Source organism: Delftia sp. WSY_7, from assembly GCF_043104845.1.
GTDB classification, from domain to species: domain Bacteria; phylum Pseudomonadota; class Gammaproteobacteria; order Burkholderiales; family Burkholderiaceae_C; genus Comamonas; species Comamonas tsuruhatensis.
Window position 1 is genome coordinate 93818 of sequence record NZ_JBICLB010000047.1, and the last position, 21561, is coordinate 115378.

At 67.8% G+C, this 21561-nt stretch carries 21 protein-coding genes; 14 read left to right on the top strand and 7 right to left on the bottom strand.

Annotation, left to right across the window (positions count from 1 at the left end):
* Nucleotides 1–6 precede the first annotated feature (6 nt).
* Together ACF8ME_RS24750 and msrA are read right to left on the bottom strand one after the other, a co-directional pair.
* Nucleotides 7–462 carry a transcriptional repressor gene (locus tag ACF8ME_RS24750; protein WP_343740194.1) on the bottom strand — a complete coding sequence of 152 codons (456 nt, stop codon included), beginning with the start codon at nt 460–462 and terminating at the stop codon, nt 7–9.
* Between the two features lie 148 nt (nt 463–610).
* Nucleotides 611–1147, bottom strand: coding sequence for a peptide-methionine (S)-S-oxide reductase MsrA (gene msrA, locus ACF8ME_RS24755; RefSeq protein ID WP_016447084.1), 537 nt, complete (start codon nt 1145–1147; stop codon nt 611–613).
* A 145-nt stretch (nt 1148–1292) separates the two neighbouring features.
* Here msrA and ACF8ME_RS24760 point away from each other — a divergent pair, with 145 nt between their 5' ends.
* From ACF8ME_RS24760 to ACF8ME_RS24805, 10 genes are all read left to right on the top strand, one after another.
* Entirely contained in the window at nt 1293–1991 is a 699-nt protein-coding gene (locus ACF8ME_RS24760) for a TetR/AcrR family transcriptional regulator (protein ID WP_016447085.1), read from the top strand.
* Nucleotides 1988–3229, top strand: a complete 1242-nt coding sequence (locus ACF8ME_RS24765) for an efflux RND transporter periplasmic adaptor subunit (protein ID WP_392418602.1) — start codon at nt 1988–1990, stop codon at nt 3227–3229. Before ACF8ME_RS24760 ends, ACF8ME_RS24765 begins: the two co-directional genes overlap by 4 nt.
* A gap of 2 nt (nt 3230–3231) precedes the next feature.
* A complete protein-coding gene (locus tag ACF8ME_RS24770) occupies nt 3232–6459 on the top strand; it encodes an efflux RND transporter permease subunit (protein ID WP_209669074.1) in 3228 nt (1075 codons plus the stop codon).
* Nucleotides 6460–6502: 43 nt separating this feature from the next.
* Nucleotides 6503–7213: a protein-L-isoaspartate O-methyltransferase gene (locus ACF8ME_RS24775; RefSeq protein WP_016447088.1), complete on the top strand. Its 711-nt coding sequence runs from the start codon at nt 6503–6505 to the stop codon at nt 7211–7213.
* Nucleotides 7214–7290: 77 nt separating this feature from the next.
* Entirely contained in the window at nt 7291–7638 is a 348-nt protein-coding gene (locus ACF8ME_RS24780) for a rhodanese-like domain-containing protein (protein ID WP_016447089.1), read from the top strand.
* 87 nt (nt 7639–7725) lie between these two features.
* A complete protein-coding gene (locus ACF8ME_RS24785; protein WP_392418605.1) occupies nt 7726–9180 on the top strand; it encodes a TolC family outer membrane protein in 1455 nt (484 codons plus the stop codon).
* A 370-nt stretch (nt 9181–9550) separates the two neighbouring features.
* Nucleotides 9551–10228, top strand: coding sequence for a response regulator (locus ACF8ME_RS24790; RefSeq protein ID WP_013802240.1), 678 nt, complete (start codon nt 9551–9553; stop codon nt 10226–10228).
* 2 nt (nt 10229–10230) lie between these two features.
* The gene (locus ACF8ME_RS24795; protein ID WP_046239232.1) at nt 10231–11661 is read left to right on the top strand and encodes a cell wall metabolism sensor histidine kinase WalK; all 1431 of its coding nucleotides are present in this window, start codon (nt 10231–10233) and stop codon (nt 11659–11661) included.
* A gap of 82 nt (nt 11662–11743) precedes the next feature.
* Nucleotides 11744–12004, top strand: coding sequence for a type II toxin-antitoxin system Phd/YefM family antitoxin (locus tag ACF8ME_RS24800; RefSeq protein ID WP_016451713.1), 261 nt, complete (start codon nt 11744–11746; stop codon nt 12002–12004).
* A gap of 11 nt (nt 12005–12015) precedes the next feature.
* On the top strand, nt 12016–12429 hold the full coding sequence (locus ACF8ME_RS24805; protein WP_392418607.1) for a type II toxin-antitoxin system VapC family toxin: 414 nt from the start codon (nt 12016–12018) through the stop codon (nt 12427–12429).
* A gap of 58 nt (nt 12430–12487) precedes the next feature.
* Here ACF8ME_RS24805 and ACF8ME_RS24810 read toward each other — a convergent pair whose 3' ends face one another.
* The 4 genes from ACF8ME_RS24810 to ACF8ME_RS24825 form a co-directional block, all read right to left on the bottom strand.
* A complete protein-coding gene (locus ACF8ME_RS24810) occupies nt 12488–13807 on the bottom strand; it encodes a 3-deoxy-D-manno-octulosonic acid transferase (protein ID WP_392418608.1) in 1320 nt (439 codons plus the stop codon).
* Between the two features lie 15 nt (nt 13808–13822).
* Entirely contained in the window at nt 13823–15211 is a 1389-nt protein-coding gene (locus ACF8ME_RS24815; RefSeq protein WP_392418609.1) for a phosphomannomutase/phosphoglucomutase, read from the bottom strand.
* 150 nt (nt 15212–15361) lie between these two features.
* Entirely contained in the window at nt 15362–17248 is a 1887-nt protein-coding gene (locus tag ACF8ME_RS24820; protein WP_392418611.1) for a propionate--CoA ligase, read from the bottom strand.
* Nucleotides 17249–17451: 203 nt separating this feature from the next.
* On the bottom strand, nt 17452–18054 hold the full coding sequence (locus ACF8ME_RS24825) for an isochorismatase family protein (protein ID WP_016447096.1): 603 nt from the start codon (nt 18052–18054) through the stop codon (nt 17452–17454).
* A gap of 191 nt (nt 18055–18245) precedes the next feature.
* Here ACF8ME_RS24825 and ACF8ME_RS24830 point away from each other — a divergent pair, with 191 nt between their 5' ends.
* The 3 genes from ACF8ME_RS24830 (at nt 18246) to ACF8ME_RS24840 (ending at nt 20053) form a co-directional block, all read left to right on the top strand.
* A complete protein-coding gene (locus ACF8ME_RS24830) occupies nt 18246–18881 on the top strand; it encodes a C40 family peptidase (protein WP_016447097.1) in 636 nt (211 codons plus the stop codon).
* Between the two features lie 167 nt (nt 18882–19048).
* On the top strand, nt 19049–19306 hold the full coding sequence (locus ACF8ME_RS24835; protein WP_012205794.1) for a GlsB/YeaQ/YmgE family stress response membrane protein: 258 nt from the start codon (nt 19049–19051) through the stop codon (nt 19304–19306).
* Between the two features lie 75 nt (nt 19307–19381).
* Nucleotides 19382–20053, top strand: a complete 672-nt coding sequence (locus ACF8ME_RS24840) for a hypothetical protein (RefSeq protein ID WP_213757825.1) — start codon at nt 19382–19384, stop codon at nt 20051–20053.
* A 7-nt stretch (nt 20054–20060) separates the two neighbouring features.
* Here the strand turns inward: ACF8ME_RS24840 and yghU are convergent, their stop codons facing one another.
* Nucleotides 20061–20900 (bottom strand): glutathione-dependent disulfide-bond oxidoreductase, encoded by an 840-nt coding sequence (gene yghU / locus ACF8ME_RS24845; RefSeq protein WP_016447099.1) that lies wholly within the window; start codon nt 20898–20900, stop codon nt 20061–20063.
* A gap of 129 nt (nt 20901–21029) precedes the next feature.
* Here yghU and ACF8ME_RS24850 point away from each other — a divergent pair, with 129 nt between their 5' ends.
* Nucleotides 21030–21521 carry an EVE domain-containing protein gene (locus ACF8ME_RS24850; protein ID WP_016447100.1) on the top strand — a complete coding sequence of 164 codons (492 nt, stop codon included), beginning with the start codon at nt 21030–21032 and terminating at the stop codon, nt 21519–21521.
* Nucleotides 21522–21561: the final 40 nt, after the last annotated feature.

Sequence of the window (21561 nt, forward strand, 5' to 3'; positions counted from 1 at the left end):
GCCACCTCACACGGACGGATCATTCCGGGAGTGCCCGGTGCCGCTGCAGACCTGGCACCGCCCCGTCACCGACACATCGATGGCCTGGCCCTGCAGGCCGCTGGCTGCCAGCGCCTGCCGCAATTGCAGCAAGGCGGCCTGCAGTTGCCCACCGCCCCCGCCTGCCTCGCCGCCCAGACGAAAGGCGCTGTGGCAATCCGCACACTCGAAGTGCGCAGCGGCGTCGCCTTCGCAGGCCGCGCCCTGAAGGGGCCTGCCGTACCGGGCCACGCGTGCCGCATCCACGCTGCGGCGCAACACGCCGGCTGCGGCCAGCCGGTCCAGCAGACGGTAGACGGTGACGCGGTTGACCTGCACGCCCTGGGCATGCAGGGCGGCTTCCACATCCGCCTCGCTCAACAGCGCATCGGCACGCGCCTCCCACAGCGCCAGCACGGCCCGCGTGGCGCGGGTCGAACGCATGCCGCAAGGCAAGAGCAATGGGGAGGGAGTCGGCGATGACATGGGCAATGCAAGAGCGGGCTGCAGAGCGCGACAGGACACCGTTATCGCAACCGAGTTGCATTATGCCCGCAAATCACAACCGCTTACACAGCCCGCCCACCTGGGCTCATTGCTTGACCCAGCGCGCAAAGGCACCCCGGAATTTCTGCACCTTGGGCCCCACCACGAAGGCGCAGTAGCCCTGGCTGGGATGGTTCAGGAAGTAGTCCTGGTGATAGTCCTCTGCGGGCCAGTAGCTGGCCAGGGGCTGGACCTCGGTCACGATGGGAGCGTCATACGCGCCCGCCTGGGCCAGCTCGGAGATCAGCGTACGTGCGACCTCCGCCTGATGGTCATTCGTGGTGTAGATCGCGCTGCGGTACTGCGTGCCCACGTCGTTGCCCTGGCGGTTGAGCGTGGTCGGATCGTGCGTGCCGAAGAACACGGTCAACAGGTCGCGCAGCGGAATCACGGCAGGGTCGAACTGCACGCGGATGACCTCGGCATGGCCGGTCTGCCCGGTGCAGATGTCTTCGTAGCTGGGATCGTCCAGATCGCCGTTGGCGTAGCCGCTTTGCACGTCGCTCACGCCGCGCACGCGGTCGAAAACGGCTTCGGTACACCAGAAACAGCCGCCGCCCAGATAAATGGTTTCAGTCGTCATATGCGCCTTTTCTGTGAGAAATCGAAAAAATGACCACACGCAATGCATGCAGGCCGTTGTGCCTACAGGTTAGCCCATGCACAAGCCAGGTGACGACGAACGGTTCTGCGGTTACGATAACTAACCCATCAGTCATTAATTTTCCGTGACCGACTCCCCCGCCTCTTCACCCGCCCCCGCCGAGCCTTCCGGAAAGCGCAGCCGCCGCAAGCACGAGCGTCCGGGCGAGCTGCTGGAAGCCGCGCTCGACCTCTTCGTGGAAAAGGGCTACGCCGCCACCCGCGTCGAAGAGGTCGCCGCCCGGGCCGGGGTTTCCAAGGGCACGCTGTTCCTCTATTTCGCGAGCAAGCAGGAGCTTTTCAAGGCCGTGGTGCGCCACAGCATCGCGGGCCGCTTCGGCGAGTGGAGCGAGGAACTCGACAACTACTGCGCACCGTCCACCGATCTGCTGCGCTACTGCTTCAAGTCCTGGTGGGAGCGCATCGGCAGCACCAAGGCGTCGGGCATCACCAAGCTCATGCTCAGCGAGGCGGGCAATTTTCCCGAGCTGTCGCAGTTCTATCACCAGGAGGTGGTTCTTCCAGGCCATGAACTGATCCGGCGCATCCTGCAGCGCGGCGTGGAGCGCGGCGAGTTCCGGCCCATGGATCTGGACCTGTCCGTGCACTGCGTGGTCGCCCCGATGATGTTCCTGATGATCTGGAAGCATTCGCTGGGCGGCTGCCTGCCCCATGGCGACTTCGATCCCGAGCGGTTTCTGGAATCCCAGATCGACTACCTGCTGCATGGCATGTGCCAGCCCCTTGCAGCCACCACACCACCCTCCTCCCCGCCCACACCATGAAGCGTCGCACCGGCTGGCTGATCGGCCTGGCCTTACTGATCGCCATCGGCGCCAGCGCATGGCGCGCCGCATCCACCCGGCACAGCAAGCAAGCCGCCATTGCCGCGGCCAACCAGCCGCGCGAGATGCCGGTGCGCGTGGGCCCGCAGGAGGTGGTGCAGCTGCAGCCGCGCCAGTTGCAATTGACCGTGCCTGTCAGCGGCGTGGTGCAGGCCGTGCGCAGCGCCGTGGTCAAGGCCTATGTGGCCGGCGAGCTGCGCGGCCTGCAGGTGCGCGAGGGCGACAGCGTGCGCAAGGGCCAGGAACTGGCCCGCGTGGACGCCACCGAGGTCGAGGCCCGCTGGCGCCAGGCCCGCCAGCAGGCCGACGCGGCCCAGGCGCAGCTGCAGCTGGCCCAGCGCCAGCACGACAACAACCAGGCCCTGGTCACCCAGGGCTTCATCTCGACCACGGCACTGGCCACGTCCCAATCCAATCTTGACGCCGCCCGCGCCAACCTGGCCGCCGCCCAGGCCGCCGCCGATGTGGCACGCAAGAGCGTGACCGACAGCGTGCTGCGCAGCCCCATGGACGGGCAGGTCGCCCAGCGTCTGGTGCAGGACGGCGAGCGCGTGGGCGTGGAAACACGGGTGCTGGAGATCGTCGATCCCTCCGAGCTCGAGGTGGTGGCCCAGCTCGCGCCCGCCGATTCGGTGCGTGTGCAGGTCGGCCAGCAGGCCCTGTTGCAGGTCCAGGGCGCGGGCGACGATGTGGCCGCCGTGCCCGCGCGCGTGGTTCGCATCAACCCCAGCGCCCAGGCAGGTTCGCGCAGCGTGGCCGTCTATCTGCGTGTGCAGGCTGCACCGGTCAACGCAGGCGCCGCCGGCAGATCCATCCCCATCGTGCGCCCGGGCCTGTACCTGCAGGGCAGCATTGTCACGGGGCAGACCGAACAGCTGGCCGTGCCCCTGACCGCCGTGCGCACCGACCAGCCCCAGCCCTATGTGCAGCTGCTGCAGCCGGCGGGCGAGTCCGAAGCGGACAAGAGCCTGCTGCGCGTGCAGCACCGCCCGGTCACGCTGGGCAGCCAGAGCGCGCAGGATGGGGCCACCTGGATTGCCGTGTCCACCGGCCTGCAGGCCGGTGACAGGGTGCTGGCCGGCAGTGTGGGCGGCCTGCGCGCAGGCACGGCGGTGCAGATGCAGCAAATGCAGCAGGCCCCGCAGCCCCAGGCTGCGCCAGCCCCCGGAGCCCGCTGACCATGTGGTTCACGCGCGTCAGCCTGGCCAACCCTGTGTTCGCCACCATGCTCATGCTGGCCCTCATGGTGCTGGGTGTGTTTTCCTACCAGCGACTCAAGGTGGACCAGTTCCCGAATGTGGACTTCCCCGTGGTCGTGGTCACGGTGGACTATCCGGGCGCCTCGCCCGAGATCGTGGAGTCCGAGGTCACCAAGAAGATCGAGGAAGGCGTCAACTCCATTGCCGGTATCAACGCGCTGACCTCGCGCAGCTATGAGAGCACCAGCGTCGTCATCATCGAATTCCAGTTGCATGTCGATGGCCGCCGCGCTGCCGAAGACGTGCGCGAGAAGGTGGCCTCGGTGCGCCCCACCCTGCGCGACGAGGTCAAGGAGCCGCGCGTGCTGCGCTTCGATCCGGCCAGCTCGCCCATCTGGTCCGTGGCCGTGCTGCCCCAGGCCGATGCCGGCGCCAAGGCGCCCGATGCCGTCGCGCTGACCAGCTGGGCCGACCAGGTCCTCAAGAAGCGGCTGGAGAATGTGCGCGGCGTGGGCGCCGTCAACCTGGTGGGCGCCACGCCGCGCGAGATCAACATCTACCTGCAGCCCGAGGCGCTGGAAGCCTATGCCATCACGCCCGACCAGATCGTGAACGCCGTGCGCAGCGAGAACCAGGACCTGCCGCTGGGCGCCATCCGCTCGCGCGAGCAGGAGCGCGTGGTGCAGATCGACGCACGCATGAAGCGCCCGCAGGACTTCGAGCGCATCATCGTCGCCCAGCGCGGCGGCGCTCCCGTGCGGCTGGGCCAGCTGGCGCGCGTGCAGGACGGCGCGGGCGAACTGGAAACCGTAGCCCTGTACAACAGCAGCCGCACCCTGCTGCTGTCCGTGCAAAAGGCCCAGGACGAGAACACCATCGAAGTCGTGGACGGCCTGAACGCCACGCTGCGCGAGATCGCCGCCGAAGTGCCGGCCGGCGTGCGGCTGGAGCCGATTGCCGACAGCGCCCGCCCCATCCGCGTGGCCGTCAACAACGTGCGCCAGACGCTGATCGAGGGCGCGGCACTGACGGTGCTCATCGTCTTCCTGTTCCTGAACTCCTGGCGCTCCACGGTGATCACGGGGCTGACGCTGCCGATTGCGCTGATCGGCACCTTTTTGTTCATGTACTGGTTCGGCTTCTCCATCAACATGATCACGCTGATGGCGCTGTCGCTGTGCGTGGGCCTGCTGATCGACGACGCCATCGTGGTGCGCGAGAACATCGTGCGCCATGTGCAGATGGGCAAGGACGCGCATGCGGCCGCGCTCGACGGCACGCAGGAGATCGGCCTGGCCGTGCTGGCCACCACGTTGTCCATCGTGGCGGTGTTCCTGCCCATCGGCTTCATGGGCGGCATCATCGGCAAGTTCTTCCACGAATTCGGCATCACCATCGTGGCGGCCGTGATGATCTCCATGTTCGTGAGCTTCACGCTGGACCCCATGCTGTCCAGCGTCTGGCACGACCCGACCATCCACGCCCATGGCGAGCAGCGCGGCCGCAGCCTCTACGACCGCACGCTGGGCCGGGTCACGGCCTGGTTCGAGCGCGCCACCGACTCGCTGTCCCACTTCTACCAGGACGTGCTGGGCTGGGCGCTGCGCCACAAGATCGCCACGCTGGCGGCGGCGCTGGCCATCTTCATGGCCAGCATCTTCCTGGTGCCGCTGCTGGGCACGGAATTCGTGCCCAAGGCCGATTTCTCGGAAACCACGGTGAGCTTCAACACGCCCGTGGGCTCATCCATCGAGGCCACCGAGGCCAAGGCACGCCAGGTCGATGCCATCATCCGCGCCCTGCCCGAGGTCCGCTACACGCTGGCCACCATCAACACCGGCACGGCCCAGGGCAAGATATACGCCAGCATCTACATCCGCCTGCTGGACCGCCATTTGCGCCAGCGCAGCGGTGACGAACTGTCGGGCGTGCTGCGCGAGCAGTTGCAAAGCGTGCCCGGCATCACCGTCACCCATGTGGGCCAGCGCGAGCCCGTGGGCGGGCAAAAACAGGTCGAATTCTCGCTGCAGGGCCCGGACCTGGGCGAACTGGAGCGCCTGAACCGCGTGGTGATGGAACGCCTGCGCGGCATTCCCGGACTGGTGGACCTGGACAGCAGCCTCAAACCCGACAAGCCCGTGATCGACATCACCGTGCGGCGCGATGCGGCCGCCGACCTGGGCCTGTCGGTAGGCTCCATGGCAGCGGCGCTGCGCACCTGGGTGGCCGGCCAGACCGTGGGCAACTGGCGCGCCAGCGACGACCAGACCTATGACGTCAAGGTGCGCCTGGCGCCCGAGTCGCGCAGCACGCCCCAGGACCTGGAGCGCCTGCCCTTCGCCCTGCCCTCCACCTCGGGCGACGGCGGCATGCGCATCGTGCGGCTGAACCAGGTGGCCACCGTCACGCCCGGCACCGGCCCCAGCCAGATCAACCGCCGCGACATGACGCGCGAGGTCGCCTTCAGCGGCAACGTCTACCTGCGCTCCAGCGGCGAGGTCTCGGCCGACATCCGCAAGGCCTTGGCCGACATCGCCCTGCCGCCCGGCTACCGCACGCAGTTCAGCGGCGCCACCAAGAGCATGAACGAGTCCTTCGGCTATGCCGTGTCCGCCCTGGCGCTGGCCATCATCTTCATCTACATGATCCTGGCCAGCCAGTTCAAGAGCTTCCTGCAGCCGCTGGCGCTGATGACCTCGCTGCCGCTGACGCTGATCGGCGTGGTGCTGGCGCTGATGATGTTCGGCTCGGCCCTGTCCATGTTCTCCATCATCGGCGTGGTCATGCTCATGGGACTGGTCACCAAGAACGCCATCTTGCTGGTGGACTTCGCCATCCGTGCGCGCGGGCCGCACAGTGACCCGGACACCGGCCAGATCCGCGACGGCCTGCCGCGCGAGCAGGCCCTGCTGCTGGCAGCGCGCGTGCGGCTGCGCCCCATCCTGATGACCACGCTGGCCATGATCTTCGGCATGGTGCCCCTGGCCTTCGCGCTCAGCGAGGGCTCCGAGCAGCGTGCGCCCATGGGCCAGTCGGTGATCGGCGGCGTGGTGACTTCCTCCCTGCTGACCCTGGTGGTCGTGCCCGTGGTCTATTGCTACCTCGACGACTTCTCCCAGTGGCTGCGGCGTCTGTGGAACGGCAACCGGCACGACGCGGCCCCCGGCCAAGGCGCCGCCAGCGCCCCCACCCTGCCGCGAGACTCGTAGAATCAAAGGTTTGTCCTGACAAGTCTTTCTCCGGAGATACCCCATGAGCCTGCCCCTGAACAGCCTGCCCGAACACCACAGCGCCCAAGCGCACGCGCGCTACAACATGATCGAGCAACAGATCCGCCCCTGGAACGTGCTTGATGAAGAAGTGCTGGCGCTGCTGGGCAAGGTGCACCGCGAGAATTTCGTGCCGCCCGAGCATGCCGGCCTGGCCTTCATGGACCTGGAAATCCCCCTGGTCGCCCCGGCCGAGGAAGCCGCCGCCAAGGGCTGGTGCATGCTGGCCCCGCGCATCGAGGCGCGCATGCTGCAGGACCTGAAGATCAAGCCCACCGACCGCGTGCTGGAAATCGGCGCCGGCTCGGGCTACATGGCCGCCCTGCTGGCCGCCCAGGCCAAGGAAGTCGTGACGCTGGAAATCGTGCCCGAGCTGGCCGAGATGGCCCGCGAAAACCTGCTGGGCGCCGGCATCACCAATGCCGAGGTCAAGCTGGCCGATGGCGCCACGGCAGCGGCTGCCCTGGGCCAGTTCGACGCCATCGTGCTCAGCGGCTCGGTCGCCCAGGTGCCGCAGGCCCTGCTGGCCCAGCTCAACGACGGCGGCCGCCTGGCGGCCATCGTCGGCCAGCTGCCCATGATGCGTTTCACGCTGGTGCGCAAGAACGGCCACCAGTTCGAGACGAGCCAGCCCTGGGACGTGGTGACCGCCCGCCTGGCCAATTTCGAAGAGCCTTCGCGCTTCACGTTCTGAAACCCGCTGCAGCGGCCGATGCCCGCAGGACCATGGCCGCTGCCGCAACCCCATTCCATTCCGCAAGGATCTTTCCGATGCTTCCCCAAGTGCCTCCCGCGCAACTCAACGATTGGCTGACCCAGCACTCCAGCGGCTCCGATGCCCTGCCCCTGGTGCTGGACGTGCGCGAGCCCTGGGAAGTGGCCCAGGCCAGCGTACGCCCCGAGGGCTTCGAGCTGCGCTGCATCCCCATGGGCGAGATTCCCTCGCGCCTGCAGGAACTCGATCCGGATCACCCCACAGCCTGCCTGTGCCATCACGGCGCACGCAGCATGCATGTCGCTGCCTTCCTGATGAACAACGGCTTCGAGACCGTGGCCAATATCAGCGGAGGCATCGATGCCTGGTCGCGCGAGCGCGACCCAGGCGTGCCGCGCTACTGAGCGGCAAGACGCAAAAGAAGCCCGGGACACGGCCAACCCGCCGTCCCCGGTGCTTCGTGACGACTGTGTTTTGATTCGAGGACCTCTATGCCCCTGCTTCGGCCCCTTGCCCCTGTCGCTTACGCCCCGCCCCGCCCACACGCCTGGCCCCTTCGCCAGATTGCCTTGCTGCTGTGTGCCTGCGGCATGGGGACCGCTCTGGCCCAGTCCACCGTCCCTGCCGCCCCGGCCTCGGGCTTGCCCGCCGTGACAGCCTCATCGGCCACGGGCCAGAGCCTGTCGGAGTTGGTCGCCAAGGCACGCGGCTACGACGCCCAGTGGCAGGCCCAGCAGGCCGACGCCCAGGCCGCCGCCAGCCGCGCCGAGCAGGCGCGCTCGGGCCTGCTGCCCAGCGTGGGTCTGCAGGCCGGCGCCAACACCTCGCATGTGGAAGTCAGCGTGCTGCCGGGAAGCTTTCGCTCGCCCCAGCAGAACCTGCAGCTCAGCGCCCAGCAGCCGCTGTACCGCCCGGCCGACAAGATCGCCTATGACCAGGGCCAGCGCGGCGTGGACGTGGCGCGCGCCCAGTTGGACAGCGGCGAGCAGAACCTGCTGGTTCGCGTGGCCCAGGCCTACTTCGATGTCCTCGGCGCCCAGGACAGCCTGGCCGTGGTCAAGGCACAGAAGGCCGCCATTGCACAGCAGCTGGAATTCGCCAAGCGCAACTTCGAGGTCGGCACGGCCACCATCACCGACTCGCGCGAAGCCCAGGCGCGCTTCGACCTGGCCGGCGCGCAGGAAATCGCCGCCGAGAACGACCTGCGCGTCAAGCGCCTGGTGCTGGATCAGATCGTCGGCGCCGTGGGCACCGTGCCCCGCCCGCTGGCCCAGCCGCTGCAGTTGCCGGCCCTGATGCCCGCCGATGCCCAGGCCTGGGTGGACACCGCACTGCAAGGCCAGCCCCAGCTGCGCCAGGCCCGCCTGGCGCTGGACATCGCCCAGCTGGAAACGAAGAAAGCCGAGGCCGGCCACAAGCCCACCGTGGACCTGCAGGCCGGCTACGTGGTCAACCGCTATCCCAATGGCTCGGTCACGCCGCAGATCGGCACCAGCTACCGCACCAATGCCGCCAGCGTGGGCGTGGTCATGAACCTGCCCCTGTTCGCCGGCTTTGCCGTGCAAAACCGCATCAAGGAGACCCTGGCGCTGGAAGACAAGGCGCGCGCACAGCTGGACGACGCCCAGCGCAACGTGGAGCAGAGCACGCGCACGGCCTTCTTCGGCGTGCAGTCGGGCCAGGCCCAGGTCAAGGCGCTGGAGGCCGCGCTGGCGTCCAGCCAAAGCGCGCTGGACGCCAACAAGCTCGGCTACGAGGTCGGCGTGCGCATCAACATCGACGTGCTCAACGCGCAAAGCCAGCTCTACCAGACCCAGCGCGACCTGGCCCTGGCGCGCTACCAGGTGCTGCTGGGCCAGCTCAAGCTGCGCCAGGCCGCCGGCACGCTCAGCGACGACGACCTGCGCGCCATCGATGCGCTGTCGCTCCGCGCGCCAGCCCCTTGAATCCCTGAAGCGCCCGCACGGCCGGCAGTGCCCCGGGCTGATGCCCGGCCGCCGCGGGCCGCGCGCCTGGCGCCGCAGCCCTGTGCTCTGGCAAAGCCGAGGCACGCAAACCCGCCACGACCAGCATCCAGGCAGCCAGCGCGCACAGCGCCGCCAGACGGCTCAGCAAGGAACAGCGGGAGAGTCTTGGCATGCGCGCCTTGCCTTCGTGGGAGTTGTCGAGCGGGCCACTGTGGCAAACCAGCCTGAAGACCTGCCCCGGCTTTCCTGAAGGGATGCTGAAGCGCATCGTCCCCGCCTTGACCGATACTCGCGGCAGCCCTCCCGCAGGCGCCGGTCCGCGGCATGGGAGCGGCACAGGAAACACACGATGAGACTGCTGCTGGTGGAGGACGATCTGGATCTGGGCAATGGCGTGCGCATCGCATTGGGCGATCACGCCATGGACGTGGTCTGGGTGCGCCGCCTGTCCGATGCGCTGCGTACGCTGGAGCAGCAAAGCTTCGAGATGGTGCTGCTGGACCTGGGCCTGCCCGATGGCGACGGCATCAGCCTGCTCACGCGCCTGCGCCGCGAATGGCGCCGCCTGCCCGTGCTGATCCTGAGCGCACGCGACAGCCTGCACGACCGGCTGCACGGCCTGGACAGCGGCGCCGATGACTATCTGGTCAAGCCCTTTGCCCTGGCCGAACTGGTGTCACGCGTGCGCGCCCTGGCACGCCGCAGCTATGGGCAGGGCGACGGCACGCTGCATCTGCGCGGCCTGTCGCTGCACGAGCCCACGCGCCGTGTCAGCGTTGCAGGCCAGAACGTCGAGCTGTCCCGCTGCGAATTCGACCTGCTGGCCCTGCTGCTGCGGCGCATGGACCGCGTGGTCACGCGCAGCGGCATCGAGGAGGAAGTCATCCCGGGCGGCAGCGCCAACGGCAGCAATGCGCTGGAGGTCCATGTCTCCAACCTGCGCCGCAAGATCGGGCCGGGCTTCATACGCACGGTGCGCGGCATTGGCTATGTCATCGACTCGCAGCCGATGGCACCCCTGTCCTGACCATGACATCGCACACCCTTCAGGGGCACCAGGCCAGCCCGAGATGGCGCCGCTGGCTGCGGCCCACACTGGGCCGGCGGATGCTGCTGGCCCAGATGGGCGTGCTCACCGCGATCTGGACCGCGTTGCTGGTGGCAGCCATCTACATGGCCCACTTCCACAATGAATTGCTGGTCAGCAAGCCTGTCTACGAACTTGTCATGGCAGTGGCCGAGGACCTGGCCGACCTTCCGGACCGCCAGCAGCACAGCCTGGCCGCGCTGGACACGGCCCTGCGCCATGAATACAGCGATGGAGACGACGACATCCGCTTCACGCCCACGCTGCTGGTCTGGCAGCGCGGCCAGCTCCTGTACCGCTCGCCCACGCCGGCACCCACCCTGCGCAACCGCGTGCTGGACACGGTCGAGGACATAGATTTCGAAGGGCAGACCTGGCGCATGAGCACGCTGCGCTCGGCCTCGGGCCAGACCGAAGTCACGCTGATGCTGCCGTCCTTCAAGGAGCTGCTGATCACCCTCAACACCCGCAGCTATTACCTGCTGCCGCTGCTGATCAGCCTGCCCTTCCTGGCCTTTCCGGCCTGGTGGTCGGTGCGCGCGGCGCTGCGCCCGCTGCGCCGCGTGGGCGACGAGCTGGCCACACGCGGCCCCGACGACCTCAGCGCGCTCACCTATGCGCCGCCACACGCCGAGCTGCGGCCGCTGGTGCAGGACATCAACGCCCTGCTGGCCCGCGTGCGCTCCAGCAGCGAGCGCGAGCGCAACCTCATCGCCGATGCAGCCCACGAACTGCGCACGCCGCTGGCCGCCATGCACGTCAACGTCGAGGCCCTGCTGCGCCTTGGCAGCGAACCGCGCCAGCAGGAACTCATGGACAGCCTGCTGCGCAGCAACCAGCGCGCCAGCCGCATGGTGGCCCAGCTGCTGCAACTCATGCGCAGCGAGACCGAAGCGCCCGGCATGGCCATGCAGCCGCTGCGCCTGGACCTGCTGCTGGAAGACCGGCTCGCCGCACTCGACGCCCTGGCCTGCCGCCGCCCGGTGGAACTGGCCCTGGAAGCCAGCGAGCCACTGAGCGTGATGGGCGAACGCGAAGGCCTGGTCTCGCTGATCGACAACCTCGTGGACAACGCCATCAAATACAGCCCAGCGCACGCCACCATCAGCGTGCGCCTGCAGCGCCAGGGCGACCAGGCCGTGCTCCAGGTGCGCGACCGTGGCCCGGGCATTGCCGAGGCCTGGCGCCAGCGTGTCTTCGACCGCTTCTTCCGCGTACCCGACCAGAGCCAAAGCGGCAGCGGCCTGGGCCTGGCCATCGCCAGGACCGTGACCGAGCGGCACGGCGGCAGCATCGAGCTGCTCAGTGCGGAGGATGGAGGGCTGCTGGCGAGTGTCAGCCTGCCCGTGCTGCAGGAAGGATCGGGCCCTTGATGCATGCATGGGCCCAGGATTGCAGAGCCAACAGTCCAGGAACTAGACTGGGCCTGTAACCCGTGAGCGAAGGAGTGCAATCATGAAATCCTGGCCTGTACAAGATGCCCAAGACCACTTCAACGAGCTTCTCGAAGCCTGCCTGACCGATGGCCCGCAAGTGTTGACCCGGCGTGGCGCAGACACTGCCGTGCTCGTTCCGATGCAAGAGTGGCGCCGCCTGCATCCCGCTGCCGAACCTGCTTCGCTCAAGGAACTGCTGCTCTCGGAAGCGGGCCGCGCAGACCTGCTGATCCCGCCGCGCGGCCAGGCGCACCGCAGGCCCATCGAGCCCGCCAACTGAGTGCGCCAGAAATGTATTTGCTGGACACCAACTTCATTTCAGAGCTGCGGCGCCCCAGGCCCCACGGAGCCGTCCTGGCCTGGCTTCAAGCCCTGCCTGAGCCGGAACTCCATCTGTCCGCGGTCAGCCTGGGCGAAATCCAGGCGGGCATCGAGCTGACCCGGCAACAGGATGCTGAGAAGGCCCGGGAAATCGAACGCTGGGCAGATCTGGTCTCCGCCTCCTACAACGTGCTGCCGATGGATGCCGAGAGCTTTCGGATCTGGGCCCGGCTGATGCACGGGCGCTCCGATGCGCTGTATGAGGACGCAATGATTGCAGCCACGGCCATCCGCCACAGGCTGGTCGTGGCCACACGCAACATTCGAGACTTCGCGGATTTTGGTGTGGCGCTTGTCAACCCCTTTGAGTCGCCCTTTCGCTGAACGGGCACAAGCCCCTTTGCTGCGTAGTCTTGCCTGCCCGCCCCCTGGCACAGGACGATCAGGCGAGCGGCTGCACCAGCCCGGCCACCGCCTGCGCCGTGGCCCGTGCGGCCCCACGGTGCTGGTCCAGAAAGCCGCGCGCCTGGGCCACGGCATGGGCGTGGGACTGGCGGTCCCCAGCCAGGTCCACGGCCAGGCGCAGCCCGTGCTCCATGTCGGGCGCCCGCAGCGCGGCGCCGGCTTCGCAGGCCAGGTCCGAGGCTTCGCTGAAGTTGAAGGTATGCGGCCCCAGCACCACGGGGCAGTCGCAGGCCAGGGCCTCGATGAGGTTCTGTCCACCCAGCGGCGCAAAGCTGCCGCCCATGAGCGTGGCATCGGCCAGGCCGTAGTACAGGGCCATCTCGCCCAGCGAATCACCCAGCCAGATGTCAATGTCATCCGCCGCAGCCCCGCAGGGCGGGCCACCCACCCACTGGCTGCGGCGCGAGACATGCAGGCCGCCGCCAGCCAGCAGCGCCGCCACTTCGTCAAAGCGCTGCGGATGGCGCGGCACGACCAGCCATTGCACGGCCCGGCCCACAGGCCCCAGCGTGCGCAGGGCGGACAGCAGCATGGCCTCCTCGCCCTCGCGGCTGCTGGCCAACAGCACCACAGGGCGGGACAGGCCGGACTTCCATTGCCGGGCGCGCTCCAGCAGCGCAGCGTCCGGACGCGCATCGAATTTCAGGTTGCCGAGCACGCCGCGCACGGGCGCACCCAGCAGGCGCAGGCGCTGCGCATCGTCCTCGGTCTGCGCCCAGGCGGCGGCCAGGGCGGCATAGGTGGGCCGCGCCAGCGGCGCCACGCGCAGCGCCTGGCCCAGTGATTTGTCGCTGAGCCGTGCGTTGGCCAACGCCAGCGGCACGCCTTCTTCGCGGCAGATGGCGACCAAGTTGGGCCACACTTCGGTCTCCATGAGCACGCCGACCGCGGGCCTGAATTGCTGCACGAAGCGGCGCACGGCCGCTAGGGTATCCCAGGGCTGCCAGACCTGCAGGTCGCCGGACTGCAGCAGCCGGCGGCCTTCTGTGCGGCCTGTGGCCGTGCCATGGGTCAGCAGCAGGCGCATGCCAGGCAGGCGCTCGCGCAGCGCGGTCAGCAAGATAGCGGCAGCGCGCGTCTCACCCAGCGATACGGCATGAATCCAGATCCACAGGCCGCGTCCGTCCTGCCCCAGCGTGGCCGGCTGGTAGCGACCAAAGCGCTCGGGAATGTGCTCGGCATAGACGGGCTCGGCCTCGGCGCGGCGCAGCAGCTTGCGTCGCAGCAGCGGCTGCGCCGCCCAGGTCACAGCGCTGTACAGCGCGCGCGCCCAGGACGTGGGAGAGCGTGAAGTCATCGCCTGGCGCGCAAATCAGTGCGCGGCGCCGCCAACCTGCGCTCCGGGCTTGACGCGCTCCAGCAGCGCCAGCATCTGCGCCTCGATGCGCGACAGCGCCTCCTGGGTCTGGCCCTCGAAGCGCAGAACCAGCACGGGCGTGGTGTTGCTGGCGCGGATCAGACCGAAGCCGTCGGCCCAGTCCACGCGCAGGCCGTCGATGGTGCTGACCTGGGCCGGTGCGGCAAAGGTCTCGGCGGCCAGGGCCTGCAGTTCGGAGGCCAGGCGATGGGGCTCGCCCTCGGTGCAGGCCACATTCAGTTCAGGGGTGGAAAAGCTGGTGGGCAGCGCGTTGAGCAAGGCGCTGGGGTCGGCCTCGCGGCTGACGATCTCCAGCAGGCGGCAGCCCGCGTAGGTGCCGTCATCGAAGCCGTACCAGCGTTCCTTGAAGAAGATGTGGCCGCTCATCTCGCCGCCCAGCGGCGCGTCCAGCTCCTTCATGCGGGCCTTGACCAGGGAGTGCCCGGTCTTGAACATCACGGGCTCGCCCCCGGCCTCGCGGATGGCGGGCGCCAGGCGCTGCGTGCATTTGACGTCGTAGACGATGCTGCCGCCCGGCACGCGCGAGAGCACGTCCTTGGCGAACAGCATCATCTGGCGGTCGGGGAAGATGTTTTGGCCGTCCTTGGTGACGATGCCCAGGCGGTCGCCGTCACCGTCGAAGGCCAGGCCCAACTCGGCGTCCGAGGTGCGCAGCGCCTCGATCACGTCGCGCAGGTTCTCGGGCTTGCTGGGATCGGGATGGTGGTTGGGGAATTCACCGTCCACTTCGGAGAACAGTTCGATCACCTCGCAGCCCAGGGCGCGGAAGATGCCGGGCGCCGAGGCCCCGGCCACGCCGTTGCCGCAGTCCACCACGATCTTGATGGGGCGCGCCAGCTTCACATCACCCACGATGCGCGCCTGGTAGTCGGCCTGCACATCGGCGCGGCGCACGCTGCCGGTGCCCGTGATCGTCCAGTCATCGCTTTCGACGCGGCGGCGCAGGGCCTGGATTTCCTCGCCGTAGATGGCGCGGCCGGCCAGCACCATCTTGAAACCGTTGTAGTCCTTGGGATTGTGGCTGCCCGTGACCTGGATGCCCGAGCGTGCCAGCGTGCTGGCTGCGTAGTACAGCATGGGCGTGGTGGCCAGGCCGATGTCGATCACCTCGATGCCGACCTCGGTCAGCCCGGCGATCAGCGCCGCGGACAGCGAGGGTCCCGACAGGCGGCCATCGCGTCCCACGGCCACCACGGTCTCGCCGACCGCCAGGGCCGCCATGCCGAAGGCGCGGCCCACGCCGAGCGCGACCTCCTCGTTGAGCGTGGACGGCACGATGCCGCGGATGTCATAGGCTTTGAAGATGGAAGATGCGACCTGCACGTCGAAAACGCTTTCTCGTCGGTTGAAAACAGGGCGCCGCAGCCTGGGGACCTGGCCCGGCTGCGGCCCAAGGCGCGATTGTAGGCGCGGCAGGCAGGGGCGCCGGCGCACATCACCCCGGCTCCAAGCGGTTGCGGCGCGTGCCCTGCCTCACAGCTGCTGCTGCACCTGGGCCAGCGCGGCCGGATCTTCCATGGTGCTGAGGTCGCCCGGGTCGCGCCCCTCGGCCACGGCCTGCATGGCACGGCGCAGCAGCTTGCCGCTGCGCGTCTTGGGCAACGCACTGACGAAGACCACGCGAGAGGGCCGGGCCACGGCGCCCAGGCGCGCATCGACCAGCTTCATCACGTCGGCCTCCAGCGCCGCGCGCTCGGCCTCGCCTTCCAGCGCCGTGCGCGGCACGGCAAAGGCCAGCGCCACCTGGCCCTTGAGCGCATCGGCCACACCGACCACGGCGACTTCGGCCACCTGGGGGTGGGCGGAGATGCATTCCTCGATCTCGCGCGTGCCCAGGCGATGGCCGGCCACGTTGATCACGTCGTCGGTACGGCCCAGGATGAAGAAGTAGCCATCCTCGTCGCGTATGCCCCAGTCGAAGGTGCTGTAGACCATGCGGCCCGGAATGCTCTTCCAGTAGGTGTTGACGAAGCGCTGGTCGTCACGCCAGACGGTCTGCATGCAGCCCGGTGGCAGAGGTCCCTCGATGGCCAGCACGCCCTTTTGCCCGGCGCCGCGCAACTCCTCGCCCGTGGCCTCGTCGATCAGCTTGACGTCATAGCCATAGACGGCCTTGCCCGGGCTGCCGAAGCGCGTGGTCTGCTGCTCCACGCCGTTACACAGCGTGAGGATGGGCCAGCCGGTCTCGGTCTGCCAGTAGTTATCGATGATGGGCTTGCCCAGGGCCTGGCTGATCCACTGCGCCGTGGGCTCGTCCAGCGGCTCGCCGGCCAGCCACAGCGCCTTGAGGCTGGAGATATCGTGGCGGTGCAGGTACTCGGCATCGTGCTTCTTGAGCACGCGGATGGCCGTAGGCGCCGAGAACATGTGGGTGACCCGGTACTTCTCCACGATGCTCCACCAGATGCCCGCGTCGGGGCGTATGGGCAGGCCCTCGTAGAGCACGGTGGCCATGCCCGCGATCAGGGGCCCATAGATGATGTAGCTGTGCCCCACGACCCAGCCGATGTCGCTGGTGCAGAAAAAGGTCTGGCCCGCCTCGGCCCCGAAGATCAGCGGCATGCTGGCGGCCAGCGCCACCGTGTAGCCGCCCGTGTCGCGCTGCACGCCCTTGGGGCGCCCCGTGGTGCCGCTGGTGTAGAGCGTGTAGCTGGGGTCGGTGGATTCCACCCAGGTGCAGGCGACCTGGACGTCGGCGTGCAGCGCACGCAGGCTGGTCCAGTCGTGGTCGCGGCCGGCGCGCATGGGCGCAGGCGCCAGGCCACGGTCCACGATGAGCACGGCCGCTGGCTTGTGGCTGGCCAGTTGCAGGGCCTCGTCCAGCAAAGGCTTGTAGGCCACGACGCGCCCGCCGCGCGAGCCCGCGTCGGCACTGATGATGACCTTGGGCTCGGCATCGTCGATGCGCGAGGCCAGCGCCGCCGACGCAAAGCCGCCGAACACCACCGAATGGATGGCACCCAGCCGCGCACAGGCCAGCATGGCAAAGGCCGCCTCGGCAATCATGGGCATGTAGATCTGGACGCGGTCGCCCTTTTGCACGCCCAGCGACTGCAGCACGGCGGCCATGCGCTGCACCTCGGCATGCAGTTCGCGGTAGGTATAGACCTTCTCGGTGCCGGTCTCGGTGGAGATGGCGATCAGCGCATTCTGGTCGGCGCGCTCGGCCAGGTGCCGGTCCACGGCGTTGTGGCAAAGATTGGTCTGGCCGCCCACGAACCACCTGGCGAACGGCGGGTTGTCATAGTCGCAGATGCGCTGGGGCGGCACATGCCAGTCGATGCGGCCGGCCTGCTCGGCCCAGAAGGCATCGCGCTCCTGGATGGAGCGGCGGTGGAAATCGTCGAAACGCGGGGCCATTGTCTGTCTCCTGTCGTTGTCATGGATTGGCGGCTTCTGAATTCATAATTATTCATAATGCGCTTGCCCAAAGCTGACAAATCCTGCACAGCGACCCGGGCCGGCCCCCTCCGTCCCATTCGTCTTTCATGGCCCCGCCTTGCGACGGGCGTAAAAAAAGGCGCCGTGCAGGCGCCTCGACGGAAAACCATCGCTTCAGCCGCTTACTTGACCAGGGCCAGCAGATCCTTGAAGGCCGGGTGCTCGCAGCTGCGCAGCCACTCGAAGGCCACCATCTCCGTGGTCACCAGTTCGGCACCCGCGCCGGCCAGGCGATCGAAGGCAGCATCGCGGTTGCGCTCGGTGCGCGAGCTGCAGGCATCGGTGACGACCCAGACGTCGAACTCGTCTTCCAGCAGTTCCAGCGCCGTCTGCAGCAGGCAGACATGGGCTTCGCAGCCGGCAATCACCACCATGCTGCGCTCGGGCGCCTGCTGCTGGGGCTTTTGCAGGTGCTTGGGCAGGCTGCGCGCATTGCCGCCCTGGGGACGTGCAGGCGGACGCAGCCACTCGCCCAGTCCTTCGGACACGGCGCTGAAATGCATCTTGGACAGTGTCCTGTCGCACAGCGCGCGCAGTTGGGCATCGTTGGCACCCAGGCGCGAGGGGTTCTGTTCGGTGCCGAACACCGGCACTTCCACCAGATGCGCCAGACGAGCCAGTTTCACGGCATTGGCCAGGACTGCCGGGCCCTCGAAGATGGCCGGCATCAGGCGCTCCTGGTAATCGACGAGTACAAGCTGGGAGTCGGAGGCTTCAAGCAGCATGGCGGATCTTTCTTGGAATACGAGGCGGCGCGGGCCGCCCTTCTTATCGGAAAACAGGACAGCCCGCTATTGTCGCAGCTTGGGGGCCATCACCGCCGGGCGCCGGCGATTCCTGAGGTGGCTCAAAAACCCGGGCCTTCGGGGGTCTTATCGAATTTGTCCTACGTTTTTGCGTGGTAATCTCGCGCCCCATGTCCCGATGGCTTATCGCACTCCTGTTCGTCAGCGCCACTGCACACGCGGCCCCGCCCGAGCTGCGTGACGACGATATGAACCAGCTGCTGGTCAACCGCAGCCTCATCTCGCAGCTGCGCGAAGCCCGCCACCACATGGCGGAGCGCACTTCCGACTTCGTCAAGGAAGCACGACAAAGCGTCGCCGAAAAGACCTCCGACCTGGTCGTGACCGCCATGGGCTTCATCGGCGTTCCCTACCGTCGCGGCGGCAACAGTGCCGAGACCGGCTTCGACTGCAGCGGCTTTGTCCGTGCCATCTACTCCGAGACCCTGGGCAAGGTCCTGCCGCGTCGCGCTGACCAGCAGGCACAGGCCACGGAAAAAATCGACAAGAACGAACTCAAGCCCGGCGATCTGGTGTTCTTCAACACCATGCGCCGCGCCTTCAGCCACGTCGGCATCTATGTCGGCGACGGCAACTTCATTCATGCCCCCCGCACCGGTGCACAGGTGCGCGTGGAAAGCATGCAAAGCGCCTACTGGGCCCGCCGCTTCGATGGCGCCCGTCGCGTGCAGGACTCCGACGGCCTGGGCCTGGATGCCAGCAAGGCTGCCTTGGCCATGCAGATGCAGGCAAGCCAGCTGCAGTAACCACGGCGGGCTGTCTGCCCTCCCCCAGTCCAGGCGCCTGCAGATGCAGGCGTTTTGTTTTTCAGGGCACTGCACTGCCTTCGTCCCAGGTTGAGACGCTGTCCGACAGGGCCGGCATGCGCCGGGCCCTAGAGTCGCGGCATGGAAGCTTCAGTTCGGAGAAAAGCATGATGTCCTTGATTGGCACCCTCATCGTTGGCCTGGTCGTTGGCCTGCTGGCGCGCGCACTCAAACCCGGCGACGACAGCCTTGGCTGGATCATGACCATCCTGCTTGGTGTGGCAGGATCGTTTCTTGCCAGCTATGTCGGTGTCGCCATGGGCTGGTATGAAGCCGGTCAGCCCGCTGGCTGGATCGCCTCCATCGTTGGCGCCATCGTCATCCTCTTCATCTACAGCCTGGTGCGCAGCAAGAGCGCACGCTGACCGCACCGGCGCCAGCCGCCTCCTCCGGCTGGCGCATTCTCCTGATCGACATCTGCCCCGGACCCACTGGCACGCATGATCTTTCGCACATCGGACAAGACCCCTCCCCCTCCACCACCGCGCCACGATGTGGCGCAGGCCGCAGAGAGCGCGCGCAAGCTGCTGCACCGGCGTGCGCTGGTGGGAGCCGCAGCCAGCAGCCTGCCGATCCCGGGGCTGGACTGGCTGGTTGACGCAGCCCTGCTGGCGCGCCTGCTGCCGCGCATCAACCGTGAGTTCGGCCTCACGCCCGAACAGCTGGACAGGCTGGACCCCGGCAAGCGCGAGCAGGTGCAAAAGGCCGTGGCCATGGTCGGCTCGGTACTGATCGGCAAGCTGATCACGCGCGACATGGTGGTGCGCCTGGCACGCGCTGCCGGCATGCGCATGACGGCAACCCAAGCGGCAAAGTACGTGCCGCTGGCCGGCCAGGCTGCAGCGGCCGCCCTGGGCTACGCCACGCTGCGCTACCTGGGAGAGCGCCACATCCAGGACTGCATTCGTGTGGTCGAGCAGGCGGAGCTCGACATTCCCTCGCATCTGCCCACGCAGCTGGAACGCACGGCCCGCAAGGTCGAGCAGACCGGCAAGCAATTGCATGAGCACGGCAAAGGCAAGGGCGAGGGCGAGCCCGGGGCCGAGCCATCCGGCAAGCGCCCGCGCTTTTGGCGCCAGCCGGACCGCGGCCCCTGGGGCCGCTCCCAGTAAATGGCGATCAGCCCAGGTCCGAGGCGCGGTGGCGCTCCGGCACCTGGGTGGCCTCGTCTCCCCAGGTGCGATTGACGCGGCGGCCGCGCACCACCGCCGGCCGTTGGGCAATCTCGCGGGCCCAGCGCATCACATGCGTGTACTCATGGGCTGCCAGGAACTCGGCCGCGCCGTACACCTCGTTGAGCACCAGTGCGCCATACCAGGGCCAGATGGCGATGTCGGCAATGCTGTAGTGCTCTCCCGCAATGAAGGCGTGCTCGGCCAGCTGGCGATTGAGCACGTCCAGCTGGCGCTTGGTTTCCATGGTGAACCGGTTGATCGGGTACTCGAATTTTTCGGGAGCATAGGCATAGAAATGACCGAAGCCGCCGCCCAGGTAAGGCGCCGATCCCATCTGCCAGAACAGCCAGTTCAGCGTCTCGGTGCGTGCAGCGGGCTCGGCAGGCAGCAGCGCGCCAAACTTCTCGGCCAGGTACAGCAGGATGGAGCCCGACTCGAACACGCGCACCGGCGGCTCCACGCTGCGGTCCACCAGCGCGGGAATCTTGGAATTGGGGTTGACCTCGACAAAGCCGCTGGAGAACTGGTCGCCATCGCTGATGCGGATCAGCCAGGCGTCGTACTCGGCGCCGCCATGGCCCAGCGCCAGCAGCTCCTCCAGCATGATGGTGACCTTCACGCCGTTGGGCGTGGCCAGCGAATACAGCTGCAGAGGCTGCTGCCCCACCGGCAGTGTCTTGTCGTGGGTCGGCCCGGCGACCGGGCGGTTGATGTTGGCGAAGGTGCCGCCCGAGGGCGCAGGCTGCCATACGGCGGGCGGGACATAGGTGGAGCGGTCGGACATGCAGGATTCCTGTGGTTCGCGGGCATGGGAAAGGCGCCCGGCTGAAGGCCATTGTCCAGCCCCTGACACACTCCTGCCGCCGCGCGCAGAACGCCGCCACGGCGTCCGGGGATTTGCCACAATCGTTGCATGACTGCCGCCCCCACACCCTCCGCCCGCCAGTTCTGGCTCATGAAGAACGAGCCCGACGAATACTCCATAGACCATGCGCTGGCCGCGCCGCAGGCCACCATTGCCTGGGACGGGGTGCGCAACTACCAGGCGCGCAACTTCATGCGTGATGCCATGCAGGTCGGCGACGGGGTGCTGTACTGGCATTCCAGCTGCGCCGAGCCCGGCATCTACGGCATCGCCCGCATTGCCGGCAATCTGCGCACCGACGCCTCGCAGTTCGACCCGGCCAGCCCGTACTACGACCCCAAGTCTTCTCCCGACAAGCCGCGCTGGCTCACGCTGGACGTGCAGGCGCTGCGCAAGACACGCACGCTGCAGATTGCCGAGCTGCGCGCGCATCCTGAACTGGCGCAGATGCGTGTGCTGCAAAAGGGCAATCGGCTGTCGATCACGCCGGTCACGCCCGAGGAATGGAGCTTCATCGAAGGCCTGCTCAGGCACGGCTGAACACGCCTCGCACGGGCTGCTTTCTTACAAGCAAGAAGCC